Here is a 14,265-nt window from a genome sequence, read left to right as displayed (position 1 = left end):
CTAGAACAAGGTCGGTTCGTCCGCCAAAGCGCCTTCGATGACCAGCATCCGGCGCTTGGTGGCGACCCCTCCGCGCGCGGAGAAGCCGCCGTCCTTGCCGCCGGCGGCGAGGACGCGATGGCACGGCACGATGATCGGGACCGGGTTCCGGCCCATCGCCTGCCCCACGGCCTGCGCGCCGCCGGGCATGCCGAGGATGTTCGCGATGTCGCCGTAGGTCAGCGTCTTGCCCGCGGGGATCGTGCGGATGAATTCGTACACGCGGTGGTGGAAGCCCGGTACTCCTTCGTAATCGAGTTCGACACCGGTGAGGTCCGTGCGCTTGCCGTCCATCAACGAGACGATCCCGTCGATCGCGCGCTGGATCTCGTCCGGCGGGGTGGATTCGGTCGCCTGGGGAAGACGCGCGGTCAGTCGCGCCCTCGTCTTCTCTTCACTGCCCTCGGGGAGCTGGACCGCGATGACCCCGCGTTCGCTCCACGCGATGCCGCAGTCGCCGATCGCGGTGCCGAACACGAAGTAGCCCGGTGCCGTCATGAGCCCAGGGTACGAGAGCGGTCCGACAGTTTCGGATCGATCGCCAGGCCGCGGTGCCGCCGGACCCGTCGCTGCGGTAGGAGTATGGACATGAGCGACCTCGTGCTTGATCACCTCGTCTACGCCGGGCCGGACCTCGAAGAGGCCGTCGAGCGCGTCGCCGAGCTGACCGGCGTCACGCCGGTACGCGGCGGAAGGCATGTCGGTTTCGGTACGGCCAACTACCTGGCCGATCTGGGCGCCGGTGCCTACCTCGAGGTGGTCGGGCCCGATCCGGATCAGCCCGAGCACATCGGGCCGCGTCCGTTCGGCATCGACGAGCTGACCGCTCCCGCCCTGATCACCTGGGCGGCGCGGGTGGACGGCATCGACGAGGCGATCGCGGAGGCACGGCAACGCGGTTACGACCCGGGCGAAGCGTCCGAGATGTCGCGGACCACCGACGACGGCGAACTGCTGACCTGGCGTCTCACCGGTGCGGGCGGCCTCGACGGGCTCGCACCCTTCCTCATCGACTGGGGGAGCACCCCGCATCCGACGACGCGGGGGCTCCCGTCGATCCCGCTGCTCATGGTCACCGGCGTCCACCCCGAGCCGGCCGCGGTCGAAGCCGCGGTCCGCGCGCTCGGGATGGACATGCTCGTCCGGCGCGACGAGAAGCCCGGCCTGGTGGCCGTGCTGACGAACTCAGCCGGGAAGCAGGTCGCGCTGAGCTGAGCGGGTCACGACGGTGCCCTCCCGCCAGCCGTTGGTCATCGGCAGCCGCCGGTCCCGGCCGAACGCCTTGAACGTGATCTTGGTGCCCGGCGGGTACTGGCGGCGCTTGTATTCGGCCTTGTCGACCATCCGCACCACGCGGTCGATGGTCTCCGGCTCGAAGCCCGCGTCGACCAGGTCGACGTAGCCGCGGTCTCCCTCGATGTAGTCGTCGAGGATGTCGTCGAGCATCAGGTAGTCGGGCAGCGAGTCGCTGTCCAGCTGACCCGGGCGCAGCTCCGCCGACGGCGGTTTGGTGATCGAGTTCTCCGGGATCGGCGGGGTTTCGCCGTTCTTCTCGGCTTCCTTGTTGCGCCACTTGGCCAAGTGCCAGACGTGCGTCTTGAACAGGTCCTTGATCGGCGCGAAGGCCCCGACGGCGTCGCCGTAGATCGTCGAGTAGCCGACGGCGAGTTCGGTCTTGTTGCCGGTGGCGAGCACCAGGTGACCGTCCTGATTGGACAGCGCCATCAGCAGCATGCCGCGGACACGGGCCTGGATGTTCTCCTCGGCGAGCCCGGTCAGCTGCAGCTGCTCGACGTAGACCTTGACCATGTCCGCGATCGGTTCGACGCGATAGTGCGCGCCGATCCGGCGGGCGAGGTCTTCGGCGTCACCCTTCGAGTGCTCCGAGGAGTACTCCGAAGGCATCGAAACGCCGTAGACGTTGTCGCCGCCCAGCGCGTCGGCGGCCAGCGCCGCCACGACCGCCGAGTCGATACCGCCCGAGAACCCGAACGTCACCGACGAGAAACCGTTCTTGTGCACGTAGTCGCGCAGACCGACGACGAGCGCGTGCCACACCTCGGCTTCGTCCGACAGCGGCTCGCTGATCGCGGACTCGGTGCTCGGGGTGTACGCCGGGACCGGGTCTTCGCTGAGCACGCGGCGCTTGACCCGCAGGCCCTCGAACTCGCCTTCGGCGGTGTGACCACCGGCGACGAGGTCCGTGTCGACGACGAGCAGGTGCTCGACGAACTGCGGCGCGCGCGCCAGCAGCCTGCCGTCCGCGCCGACCACGATCGAGTCGCCGTCGAAGACGAGGTCGTCCTGACCGCCGATCTGGTTCGTGTACACCAGCGGTGCCCCGGCCTCGGCCGCGCGGCGGGCGATGAGCGGCAGCCGGATGTCGTCCTTCGCGCGCTCGTAGGGCGAAGCGTTGGGCGCGACCACGAGGTCCACCCCGGCCTTGCCCAGCGCGGAGATCGGGCCGCCGTCCTGCCAGACGTCCTCGCAGATCACCATGCCGACGTCGACGCCGTGGAAGCGGACGATCTCGAGCTCCTGGCCCGGCTTGAACCAGCGGTGCTCGTCGAAGACGCCGTAGTTGGGCAGGTGGTGCTTGAACTGGCGTGCGACCACTTCGCCGCGGTACAGCGCGGCGGCCGCGTCGCGCGGGCCGGTCTCGTCCAGGTCGAGGTACCCGATGTAGGTGAGCACCTCGCCACAGCCGGCTTCTTCGAGCCGCCGGGCGAGCGCCTCGACCATCTGCTTCGAGGCGGACGCGAAGGTCGGGCGGAGGGAGAGGTCCTCGACGGGGTAACCGGTGAGGGACATCTCCGGGAAGACGACGATGTGGGCGCCTGCTTCGGCGGCCTTGCGAGTCCACTCGACGGTGAGCTCGGCGTTGCCTTCGAGGTCGCCGACGGTGGTGTTGACCTGGGCCAGTGCGATGCGCAGTTGCGGCATGCCGACATTCTCACCCACCGGCGTCCGCGGGGACGACCGGATGTGCCGAATCGCCCACCCGGGTGCGGCCGGCGCGAAAAGAGAGCGGGGGACCTTTGCTACCGCTCTCCAAAAGAGAGTGGACAGCAAAGGTCCCCCGCTCCCCGCGCGCTACTTGCGCTTGATCATGCTCCGCACCTTCTTGATGGTCTGCTCGAAGTCGGAGTCGAACGGGTTGTCGTGCACCAGGTACGTCCACGTCGTGTTCGCCCGCCGCACCCCCGCGTCGCCGAGGTCGATCCCGTTGTCGGTGATCTCGGCCTCTTCGAGCGTCTTCGCCGCCCGCTCGGCCGCCTCCGGGATGATCTTGTGGAACTCGGGGATCGCCGCGCGGTGGAACTCGTCGATCGGCGTCTCCCGCGCCAGCGCCCGCAGGTGGATGCTCTCCCGCACGTCGGTCAGGAACGCCAGGTGGTCCGACCACAGCTGGTCGATGTGGAACAGCAGCACCTCACGGCACAGCTGCTCGACGCGGGCCTCGTCGTCGACCTTCTCCGAAAGCTCCTTGAACTTCTCCGGGTGCGCCTTCTCCAGGATCTCCGCCGCGTGCGCCGTCCGCAGCACCTTGTCCCGGTGCTCCAGCAGCTCACCGCGCTGCCGCTCGATCAGTCGCGTGTAGCGCCAGGTGTTCCGGTGGATCTCCAGGTCGACACCCTCGGCGACGCGCTGCGCGTGGTTGATCTGCCGCAACGCCGCCGGGTCGACGATCTCGCCGCTGCCCACGTCCGAGCTGATGCCCTCGGGGATGTCCGGCGCGTTCGACAGCACGAGCTCGTCGTTCAGGCTGGCGAAGAACACCGCGCTGCCCGGGTCACCCTGCCGCCCGGACCGGCCGCGCAGCTGGCCGTCCAGCCTGCTCGACGGGTAGCGGGCGGTGCCGATCACGTGCAGGCCGCCCAGCTCGACGACCTCGTCGCGCCCTTCGCCGTCCTTGCCGCCCAGCCGGATGTCGGTGCCTCGACCGGCCATCTGGGTCGAGACGGTGACCGCGCCCTTCTTGCCGGCGTCGGCGATGATCGCGGCCTCCTCGGCGTCGTTGCGCGCGTTGAGCACGACGCATTCGAGGTCGACCTTCGCCAGCTTCTCGGCCAGCTCTTCGGATTCGGCGACGTCCTGGGTGCCGACGAGGATCGGCCGCCCGGTCTCGTGCACCCGCCGGATCTCCTCCTCGATCGCGCGCAGCTTCTGCGACGGCGACCCGAAGATCCGGTCTTCCTGGTCTTCACGGATGTTCGGCGTGTTCGGCGGGATGACCGCGACCTCGAGCTTGTAGAACTCGCGCAGCTGCTCGGCGACCGCGACCGCGGTACCGGTCATACCCGCGACCTCGGGGTAGCGCGCCAGCAGCGCCTGCACGGTGATCGAGTCGAGGATCTCGCCCCGGTCGGTCGCCTTGACCTGCTCCTTCGCTTCGACGGCGGCCTGGAGGCCGTCCGGCCAGCGCTGGAGTTCGGCGACGCGGCCGCGCGCGGCGTTGATCAGCTGCACCTTGCCGTCGCGCACGAGGTAGTCGACGTCGCGGGTGAGCAGCGCGTGCGCGTGCAGCGCCACGTTCACCGCGGGCAGCCTGTCCGAGCCTGTCTCGTCGTAGAGGTTGATGTCGTCGCCGAGGGCCTTCTCGACCACCGAAGCGCCGGCCTTGGTCAGCCAGGCGTTGCGGCCGTCGGCGTCGGTCTCGTAGTGGAGCCCGAGCCGCAGCCGCCGGACGATGTTCGCGACCTCTTCGTCGGCGTCGGTGTGGTCGATCGATCCGGCCATCACCAGCGGCACGCGGGCCTCGTCGACCAGCACGGAGTCCGCCTCGTCGACGATCGCCACCTCCGGCTCGCGCTGGACGAGGTCTTCTTCGCGCGTCACCAGGCGGTCGCGCAGCACGTCGAAGCCGATCTCGCTGACGGCGCCGTACGTGACCTCCTTCGCGTACGCCTCGCGGCGCTCGTCGCGGGAGTGCGCGGGCTCGACCCAGCCGACGGAGACGCCGAGCAGGGCGTAGATCGGGCCCATCCACTCCGCGTCACGACGGGCGAGGTAGTCGTTCACCGTGACGACGTGGACGTGCTTCCCGCGCAGGGCGTATCCGGCGCCGGCCAGCGCACCCGCCAGCGTCTTGCCCTCACCGGTCTCCATCTGCACGATATGCCCGCTGAGCAGGCCCATCGTGCCCAGCAACTGGACATCGAAGGCACGCTCGCCGAGCGCCCGCCGCGCGGCCTCGCGACCGAGCGCGCAGACCTCGATCAGCTGTTCGTTGCCGAAGGAAGCGGCTTCCCGAAGCTTGCCGGCCCGCTCTGTCAGCTCCTCGTCGGAGAGCTTCTCCAACTCGGGCTCGAGCTTCTCGATGGCCGGCAGCAGCGCTTCGTAGCGGGTCAGCTCGACGCTGCCCGGCCGCTGGATGATCCGGCGCAGCTTCTTGCCCACCCGGCTGATCAGTGCTGCCACCCCTGTGCTCCCGTCTGCTCTTCTGCCGTCCGCACCCGTATCACCAACGCAGTGGTGGTGCGGCCGAGTTCCACGGCCGATGGCACGATCCAACCGTGTCCACTCATGTCAGCGCCAGGTCCCGTGCCCGCCGATTCGCCGCGATCACGCTGTCCGGCCTGCTCGCGGTCACCGTCGCCGCGTGCTCGTCGGGAGAGGGTAGAACCCAGCCGCCGCCTCCGGCCACCGAGTCGCACGCTCCGACCGGACCGGTGCCCGCCGGACTCGAGAAGTTCTACGGACAGAGCCTGACCTGGGCCGACTGTGCACCCTACGCGACATCCGATGACGCGAAAGCGGCGTTTCGAGTGAAGGACGCACAGTGCGCCCGGCTCACCGTCCCGCTCGACTACGCGAAGCCCGAAGGCGACTCGATCACGCTCGGCCTGCTGCGCCGGAAGGCGCTGGATACCGACGAAAGGATTGGGGCGCTCGTGGTCAACCCCGGCGGCCCCGGCGCCTCCGGGATGCAGGCCGCGGCCGGTCTCGCCTCCCGGACGGCGACGAACGAGCTGGGCAAGCGCTTCGACATGGTCGGTTTCGACCCGCGCGGCATCGGCGCGAGCCAGCCGCAGGTCCGCTGCCTGACCGACGCCGAACGCGACGCGGACCGCGCGGACGACAGCGAGACCGACGGCTCACCCGAGGGGGTGAAAAAGCAGGAGGCCGAGTCGCAGGACTTCGCGGCGAAGTGTGCCGAGCGGACCGAACACGGCCCCGCGATGCTCGCGAATCTCGGCACGCGTGACGTCGTCAAGGACATGGACATCCTGCGATCGGTCCTCGGCGAGCCGAAGCTGAACTACCTCGGCTACTCCTACGGGACGCGGATCGGGTCCGCCTATGCCGAGGCGTTCCCGGCGAACGTCCGCGCGCTGGTGCTCGACGGGGCCGTCGACCCGGAGCAGGACGCGGTGGAGTCGCTGGTCGCGCAGGGACAGGGTTTCGGCAAGGCGTTCGGGGAGTTCTCGAACTGGTGCGCCGCGCGTGAGGACTGCGCCCTGGGGCGCGACGCCGCCGGCGCGACGAAGGCGTTCCAGGACCTGGTGCGCCCCCTGATCGACTTCCCGGTGCCGGTCAGCGACGGCCGGAAACTGTCGTACGAGGACGCGACGACGGGCGTGATACAGGCCCTCTATCAGGAAGATCTCTGGGAACCGCTGAACACCGCGCTCAACGACCTGAAACGCCAGCGCGGCGACGGCCTCGAAAAACTGGCCGACCTCTACAACGAGCGCGGCGCCGACGGTCGCTACGGGACGACGCAGGACGCCTTCGTCGCGATCCGCTGTGTCGACGACCCCCGGGTCACCGATCCGGCGAAGATCCTCGACGCGCAGAAGCGGTACGCGCAGGCGGCGCCGTTCCTCGACGACGGCAAGCCGGACGGAGCCGCGCGTGACTCCTGCGCCTTCTGGCCCGTGCCGAACACCTCGGAACCGCATCAGCCGAACGTCGAGGGCCTGCCGAAGACGCTGGTCATCTCGACCACGAACGACCCGGCGACCCCGTATCAGGCGGGCGTCAACCTCGCGAAAGCGATCAAGGGAGCTTTGCTCACGTTCGAGGGGAACCAGCACACGGTGTTCCTCCAGGGCGTGTCGTGCGTCGACCGGATCGGCATCGACTACCTGGTGAACGGCGCCCTGCCGGACGAGGGCACGCGCTGCGCCGCCAAGTAACGAGTTCGGCGCGAAGGGCCTTGAGCGGCCGGGACGCTGCGAAGATCGCGAGATGAGCCTTCGCCGCGTTCCGGCCGTGCTCGTCGTCGCCGTGCTGGTCGCCTCCTGCACGACGCAGCAGCCACAGCCCGCGCCGTCGGCATCGCCGACCACCACTGCGTCGCCGACTCCGGACCCGAAGGCACTCGAGAAGTTCAGCAAGCAGAAGCTGGCGTGGGGCGCGTGCGCGTCGTTCAAGGACAAGGCGTTCGACTGCGCGAAGCTCACCGTGCCGCTCGACTATTTGAAGCCGGACGGCGACACGATCTCGATCGGCGTCCTCCGGCACAAGACGAAGAGCCCCGGCAGGCGGATCGGCTCCCTCGTGCTCAATCCGGGTGGCCCCGGCGGCTCGGGTGTCTCGGCCGCGGCGCGGATCGCGAAGTCCCGGCCCGCGGCGGCGCTGGCCGAGCGTTTCGACATCGTCGGATTCGATCCGCGTGGGGTCGGGACCAGCGAGCCGAAGCTCGTCTGCCTCACCGATGCCGAACGCGACGCGGACCGCGCGGAAGATTCGGAAAGCGACTCGACGCCCGCCGGGATCGCGAAGCAGCTCGCCGATGCCAGGGCGTACGCCGCGAAGTGCGCCGAGCGCACGAAGCACGGCACAGAGCTTCTCGCCAACATCGGGACCAGGGACGTTGTCCGCGATCTCGACGTCCTGCGCTCGGCCCTCGGCGACGAAAAGCTCACCTACCTGGGCTTTTCGTACGGAACGCAGATCGGGACCGCCTATGCCGAGGCATATCCGGACAAGGTGCGGGCGCTGCTCCTCGACGGCGCGGTGGATCCCGAACTCGACACCGCCGAATCGCTGGTCACGCAAATGGCGGGGTTCCAGAACACGTTCGCCGAATTCGGCAAATGGTGCGTGGCTCGCCCGGATTGCGCGCTCGGCCGTGACGCGGACGCGGTGACGAAGGCGTTCCAGGACCTGGTCCAGCCGCTGATCGCCGACCCGGTGCCCGCGGGGAACCGCAAGCTCTCGTTCGAGGACGCCATCACCGGCACCAGTGCCGCGCTGTACTCGCAGGACGCGTGGAAATTCCTCAACGACGGTTTCGCCGAGCTCAAGCGGGGAAGTGGCAAGACGCTGGTCGCGCTCGCCGACAACTACTACGGCCGCGAGCCGGACGGCCGGTACACCGGCATCCTCGACGTGTACTTCGCCGTCCGTTGCGTCGACAGTGCGCGGATCGCCGACAGACGCGTCATCGACGACGCTCACCAGCGGATGCTTCAGGGCGCGCCGTTCCTGACCGGCGGCACCCCGGACATGAGCGAGCTGGACATCTGCTCGGTGTGGCCGGTGCCCGCGACATCGGAGGTGCACAAGCCGGATGTCGACGGCCTGCCGCGGCCGCTGATCATCTCGACCACTGACGACCCGGCGACCCCGTATGCGTCCGGTGTGAACCTGGCGAGGGACCTCAAGGGAGCTTTGCTCACGTTCGAGGGCGCGCAGCACACTGTGTTCCTCGACGGCAACGAGTGCGTCGACAGCGCCGGTCTCGCCTACCTGATCGATGGCGAACTGCCCGCCCCCGACACCCGCTGCCCCTAGCGGGGGAGCAAGGGACCTTTGCTACCACCGACGCCGCTGACCAGGCATTTCCCGCCCAAAAGGGAGCAGGGGACCTTTGCTACCGCCCGGCCCCGACCACCACCGCGTTATGCCTGGTCAACGCCAGCTCCAGCATCACCGCGAACTCCTCCGGCTTCGTCGGCGGCACCTGCAACCACACCCGCACCAGCCGCCGCGGCTCGTCCCGCGAAATCCACAGCTTCACGAACACGTCGGACTTGATCTCCGGCACGATCCCGCCGATCACCGCGGCCGGCACCTTCGCGGCGATCCGGAACGAATCGGTGTCCTGCACCCGCTCCCACCGCTCGCCCCGCAACTCGGTCGCCCCGGTCAGCAGCCGCCGAAGCCCACCTTCAGGCCCGAGCATCGCTTCAGGCGTGTACGGCGGCGAAGCGGCAATCACCCGCTCCCCACCGGGCCCGCTGAGCGTGATCTCCGAGCCGGACAGCCGGTAGTCGACCTTCACCCGTTCGAAGTCGTCCTGCAGATCGGCCTTGCCGACCGCGCCACCCTCGAGGCTGACTTCGCCGTTGAGCCCGCGCACCGGCAACCCGGTGACGACACCGTTCACCCCGAGCGTGAACCGCACGCTGCGCAACGAGACGAGGGAGTCGGCCGCCGCGCTCACGTAGTCCTGGGCAGGCGGCAGCTGGGGAGACCCCGCGCAGCCGCCGATGAGCCCGACCGTGAGCAGCAGCGCCGGCACGAGGTGACGGCAGCGCATGGCCAGAGCCTATGGCCATGGCCCGAATCTTGCGCACAGTGTCCTTCCGGCCGCTTTCGCCGAACGTCGCCGCCGATGACGCTGTATCCGTGCAAACCGAGACCCGTCTCCACCGCGCGTGGTTCGTCGCCGCCGCCGCGTTCATCGCCCTGCTCGCCGCCGCCGGCTTCCGCGCGGCCCCCGGCGTGCTCATAGACCCGCTTCACAACGAATTCGGCTGGTCACGCGCGACAATCGCGTCAGCCGTCTCCGTGAACCTCGTCCTTTACGGACTCTTCTCGCCCTTCGCCGCGGCTCTCATGGAGCGCTTCGGCATGCGACGCGTCGCCTCGACGGCGTTGTTCGTCGTCGCGATCGGCGCGGGCGGCACGGTGTTCATGAACGCGAGCTGGCAGCTCATCCTCTGCTGGGGCGTCCTGGTCGGCGTCGGCACCGGCTCGATGGCGATGAGTTTCGCCGCCACGGTCGCCGCCCGCTGGTTCGTCCGCAGCCGCGGCGTCGTCACCGGCGTTCTCACCGCGGCGGGCGCCACCGGCCAGCTGATCTTCCTGCCGATCGTGGCGAACCTCGCCGTCGACGAGGGCTGGCGGACGGCGTCGCTCGTCATCGCCATCGCCGCGCTGGCCGTCGTTCCCGTCGTTCTCCTGGTGGTCCGCGATCACCCGTCCGACGTCGGAACGACCGCCTACGGAGCGGAGCCAGGCGAAGTCGCTCCCGTCGCCCGCACAGGTGGTTCCGCCCGCCGCGCGCTGTCGGTTCTCGGCTCGGCGGCACGCACGAGGACGTTCTGGCTGCTCGCCGTCGGCTTCGCGATCTGCGGCGCGACGACGAACGGCCTGGTCAGCACGCACTTCGTGCCCGCGGCGCACGACCACGGCATGCCGCAGACGACGGCCGCCGGTCTGCTCGCCCTCGTCGGCATCTTCGACGTCGCCGGCACGATCGCCTCGGGCTGGCTCACCGACCGCGTCGATCCCCGGATCCTGCTCGGCGTCTACTACGCCCTTCGCGGCGTTTCGCTCGCTCTGCTCCCGCAACTGCTGAGCGGAACGGTGGAACCGAGCATGTGGGCGTTCATCGTCTTCTACGGCCTCGACTGGGTGGCGACGGTTCCGCCCACCGTCGCGCTCTGTGTCCGGCAATACGGCGCCGCCGGGCCGATCGTCTTCGGCTGGGTCTTCGCCAGCCACCAGCTGGGAGCCGGTCTCGCGGCCTTCGGCGCCGGCGCGATCCGCGACGCGTCGGGCAGCTACGCGCTCGCTTGGTACATCGCCGCGAGTCTCGCCGTGCTCGCTTCGGTCGCTTCGCTGTCGATCACCAAGGCGGCCAAGCCCGAGCCGGTCCTCGTGGGGTGATCCACCACTTCCGGTCGATCGGCGCGTCGCGAAACATGTCGTTAACACGTTCTCGTTAGGGTGCGGCCATGGATCGCCAGCAGGAGTTCGTGCTCCGTACCTTGGAAGAGCGCGACATCCGTTTCGTCAGGCTCTGGTTCACGGATGTGCTGGGGTTTCTCAAGTCCGTCGCGGTGGCGCCGGCCGAGCTCGAAGGCGCCTTCAGCGAAGGCATCGGCTTCGACGGATCAGCCATCGAAGGATTCGCGCGCGTCTACGAGTCGGACATGGTCGCTAAGCCCGACCCCGCCACGTTCCAGGTCCTTCCCTGGGAGACCCCGGACGGCGGTCCGTACTCGGCGCGCATGTTCTGCGACATCGCGATGCCGGACGGCTCCCCGTCCTGGGCGGATCCCCGGCACGTCCTGCGCAGGCAGCTCTCGAAGGCGGGCGAAGCAGGCTTCACCTGCTACGTCCACCCTGAAATCGAGTTCTTCCTGCTCTCGAACCTGCCGGACGACGGCAGCGAGCCCGAGCCCGCGGACAACGGCGGCTACTTCGACCAGGCCAGCCACGCGACCGCGACACACTTCCGCCGCCACGCCATCGAGACACTCGAAGCGATGGGGATCTCGGTCGAGTTCAGCCACCATGAGGGCGCGCCCGGCCAACAGGAGATCGACCTCCGGTACGCCGACGCGCTGACCATGGCCGACAACGTGATGACCTTCCGTTACGTGGTCAAGGAGGTCGCGCTCACCCAGGGGGTCCGCGCGACCTTCATGCCGAAACCCTTCACCGACCAGCCGGGTTCCGGCATGCACACCCACGTGAGCCTGTTCGAGGGCGATCGCAACGCCTTCTACGACGCGGAAGACCCGTACGAGTTGTCCGCGACGGGCAAGGCCTTCGTGGCGGGGCTGCTGCACCACGCGAAGGAGATCTCGGCGGTCACCAACCAGTGGGTGAACTCCTACAAGCGGCTGATCAGCGGCAGCGAGGCCCCGACCACCGTTTCGTGGGGCCGCGCCAACCGCTCCGCACTGGTCAGGGTGCCGATGTACTCGCCGGGCAAGGCGTCGTCACGCCGCGTGGAGATCCGCACGCTCGACTCCGCGTGCAACCCCTATCTGGCGTACTCGGTCATCCTGGCCGCCGGTCTCAAGGGCATCGAGAAGGGCTACGAGCTCCCGCCGCCCGCCGAGGACAACATCTGGCAGCTGTCGGACGCCGAGCGCCGTGCGGCCGGATACGCCCAGCTCCCGCAGAACCTCGGGGAGGCACTGGCGGAGATGGAAAAATCGGAACTTCTGCCCGAAGCGCTCGGAGAGCACGTTTACGACTTCTTCCTTCGCAACAAACGTGTTGAATGGGATAACTACCGCAGCGCGGTGACCCCGTACGAGCTGCGGACCCTGCTTCCGGTTCTCTAGACGAAGGAGACCTGATGGTGCGGCGGCCGGTGTTCGGAGTTCTGACGGCGCTGGTCGCCGCGACCATCGCGGCGAGTGCCGCACCAGCGGCATCGGCCGCCGGAAAAGCACTCGATCTCGACGCCGCCGACATCCCCGCGCTCCAGGCCCGGATGTCCTCCGGTCGGCTGACCGCGGTCGGCCTGACCTCGGCCTATCTCGACCGCATCCACAAGGTCGACCGGAAGGTGAACGCGGTCATCGCGGTCAATCCGGCCGCGATCGCGCAAGCCGCGGAGAGCGACGTCCGGCGCCGCGCCGGCAAGACGCGCGGACCGCTGGACGGCATCCCGGTCCTGGTGAAGGACAACGTCGACACCCGCTCCCAGCAGACGACGGCGGGGTCGCGCGCCCTGCGCAGCAAACCCGCGAAGGACGCGACACTGATCCGCCGCCTGCGCGACGCGGGCGCGGTCGTCCTCGGCAAGGCGAACCTGTCCGAGTGGGCGAACTTCCGCGCCGCCAAACCCACTTCCGGGTGGTCGGGCGTCGGTGGGCAGACGAACAACCCGTACGTGCTCGACCGCAACCCGTGTGGGTCGTCCGCCGGATCCGCCGCGGGTGTGGCCGCGTCACTCGCCCAGGTGGCGGTCGGCAGTGAGACCGACGGCTCGATCGTCTGCCCGGCCGGGATGACCTCGACCGTGGGCCACAAACCGAGCCTCGGCCTGGTCAGCCGCACCGGCGTGGTGCCGATCTCGGCCGAACAGGACACCGCCGGCCCGATGGCCAGGCACGTCGTCGACGTCGCGCTGACCCTGTCCGCGCTCCAAGGCCGCGACCCGAGCGACCCCGCCACCGGCACGTACCCGCCGAACCAGCCGACCGACTACGCCGCGCACCTGCGGCCCGGCGTGCTGAAGGGCTCCCGGATCGGGCTCTGGCGCCTGCCGGTCCTCGGCCCGGACGTCGAAGCGGTGATGACGAAGACCAAGAACTCGCTGGTCAAAGCAGGCGCCGAGGTCGTCGAAGTGACACCGCCGTACCAGGCCAGGCTCGGCGAACTGGAGTTCCCGGCCCTGCTCACCGAGTTCCACCGCGACATCGATCGCTACCTGGCCACGCGCCCCGAAGGTCCGCGCGACCTCGCCGCGCTGATCGCCTACAACCGGTCCGACCCGCTGGAGCAGACCTGCTTCGCCGGACAGGAACTCTTCGAACAGGCACTCGCCGCGCCCGGCCCGTCCGACCCCACCTACCAGGCGAACCGCCGCGAACTGACCGATCTGGCGAGACGCTCGATCGACGAGACCCTCGCGAAGTACCGCCTCGACGCCATCGCCGCGCCCACGAACCCGCCCGCTTGGAAGACCGACTGCAAGACCGGCGACAACGACGTGATCCCGTCGTCGACGCCGGCCGCGGTCTCCGGCTATCCCGCGGTGACCGTGCCCGCCGGTTTCGTCGGCGAGCTCCCGGTCGGGATTTCGTTCATGGCGGGGCAGTGGTCGGACGCCCGAGTGCTCGCCTACGCGGCCGACTTCGAACGCGTCGTCCCCGCCCGCAAACCGCCTCGCTACCTGAAGACCGTCGGATGACGGGGGTTTGTACCGGCTGACCTGCGGCGATGTCGTTAAGTGACCCCCCTGTTTTCGGGGGGTTCCGGGGCATGTAATCTTCTCTTCGTCGCCAGGAACACCGGGCCGCCGGGGCCGAAAGCCCCGAGGTCAGGAACCAGGGCCGAGCGGGTTGACACCGCGAACCGGACCAGGTAACGTTCAGCGTCGGCCCACGAGCGGCCGCCGACCCCCTACGACTAAGACCGTAGGATTCGGCATGCTCGACCAAAAAGCTTGCGAATATCGCTTTGAAACAAAGCGTGTTGCTTGAGAACTCAACAGTGTGCTAGTGAACTAAGCCAGTAGAGCTTATATATGAACCTCGTTTGAGGTTCCTTTGAGAGCATTAAATTGCCTCGATCAAATTT

Annotated in this window: 10 protein-coding genes; 6 read left to right on the top strand and 4 right to left on the bottom strand. The window is 68.9% G+C overall.

Annotated features, from left to right (window positions below):
* Nucleotides 1–537 carry a methylated-DNA--[protein]-cysteine S-methyltransferase gene (locus tag ED92_RS00050; protein ID WP_037331925.1) on the bottom strand — a complete coding sequence of 179 codons (537 nt, stop codon included), beginning with the start codon at nt 535–537 and terminating at the stop codon, nt 1–3.
* 90 nt (nt 538–627) lie between these two features.
* Between ED92_RS00050 and ED92_RS00045 the strand changes: the two genes are divergently transcribed.
* Nucleotides 628–1,254 carry a VOC family protein gene (locus ED92_RS00045; protein ID WP_037335714.1) on the top strand — a complete coding sequence of 209 codons (627 nt, stop codon included), beginning with the start codon at nt 628–630 and terminating at the stop codon, nt 1,252–1,254.
* Here ED92_RS00045 and ED92_RS00040 read toward each other — a convergent pair.
* Nucleotides 1,225–2,982, bottom strand: a complete 1,758-nt coding sequence (locus ED92_RS00040) for an NAD+ synthase (protein WP_037331923.1) — start codon at nt 2,980–2,982, stop codon at nt 1,225–1,227. The two genes, ED92_RS00045 and ED92_RS00040, sit on opposite strands and share 30 nt — an antisense overlap.
* 150 nt (nt 2,983–3,132) lie before the next feature.
* The gene (gene secA2 / locus ED92_RS00035) at nt 3,133–5,460 is read right to left on the bottom strand and encodes an accessory Sec system translocase SecA2 (protein WP_037331922.1); all 2,328 of its coding nucleotides are present in this window, start codon (nt 5,458–5,460) and stop codon (nt 3,133–3,135) included.
* A 149-nt stretch (nt 5,461–5,609) separates the two neighbouring features.
* Between secA2 and ED92_RS00030 the strand changes: the two genes are divergently transcribed.
* Both ED92_RS00030 and ED92_RS00025 read left to right on the top strand, forming a co-directional pair.
* Nucleotides 5,610–7,181: an alpha/beta hydrolase gene (locus ED92_RS00030; RefSeq protein WP_200882682.1), complete on the top strand. Its 1,572-nt coding sequence runs from the start codon at nt 5,610–5,612 to the stop codon at nt 7,179–7,181.
* Between the two features lie 52 nt (nt 7,182–7,233).
* Nucleotides 7,234–8,784: an alpha/beta hydrolase gene (locus tag ED92_RS00025; protein WP_081975668.1), complete on the top strand. Its 1,551-nt coding sequence runs from the start codon at nt 7,234–7,236 to the stop codon at nt 8,782–8,784.
* 79 nt (nt 8,785–8,863) lie between these two features.
* On the opposite strand, the gene ED92_RS00020 is transcribed toward ED92_RS00025, so the two are convergent.
* Nucleotides 8,864–9,532, bottom strand: coding sequence for an LppX_LprAFG lipoprotein (locus ED92_RS00020; RefSeq protein WP_037331920.1), 669 nt, complete (start codon nt 9,530–9,532; stop codon nt 8,864–8,866).
* Nucleotides 9,533–9,621: 89 nt separating this feature from the next.
* Between ED92_RS00020 and ED92_RS00015 the strand changes: the two genes are divergently transcribed.
* The 3 genes from ED92_RS00015 to ED92_RS00005 all read left to right on the top strand — a co-directional run bounded on the left by ED92_RS00015 (nt 9,622) and on the right by ED92_RS00005 (nt 13,876).
* Nucleotides 9,622–10,887: an MFS transporter gene (locus tag ED92_RS00015; protein WP_037335694.1), complete on the top strand. Its 1,266-nt coding sequence runs from the start codon at nt 9,622–9,624 to the stop codon at nt 10,885–10,887.
* Between the two features lie 68 nt (nt 10,888–10,955).
* Nucleotides 10,956–12,299, top strand: coding sequence for a type I glutamate--ammonia ligase (glnA, locus tag ED92_RS00010; RefSeq protein ID WP_016331613.1), 1,344 nt, complete (start codon nt 10,956–10,958; stop codon nt 12,297–12,299).
* 14 nt (nt 12,300–12,313) lie between these two features.
* Nucleotides 12,314–13,876, top strand: coding sequence for an amidase (locus ED92_RS00005; RefSeq protein WP_037331919.1), 1,563 nt, complete (start codon nt 12,314–12,316; stop codon nt 13,874–13,876).
* The last annotated feature ends 389 nt before the right edge of the window (nt 13,877–14,265 follow it).

The sequence above is a fragment of the Amycolatopsis sp. MJM2582 genome (assembly GCF_000754115.1).
GTDB classification, from domain to species: Bacteria; Actinomycetota; Actinomycetes; order Mycobacteriales; family Pseudonocardiaceae; genus Amycolatopsis; species Amycolatopsis japonica.
Note: the sequence above shows the minus strand (reverse complement) of the source record. Positions and strands in the feature narration are given on the sequence as shown.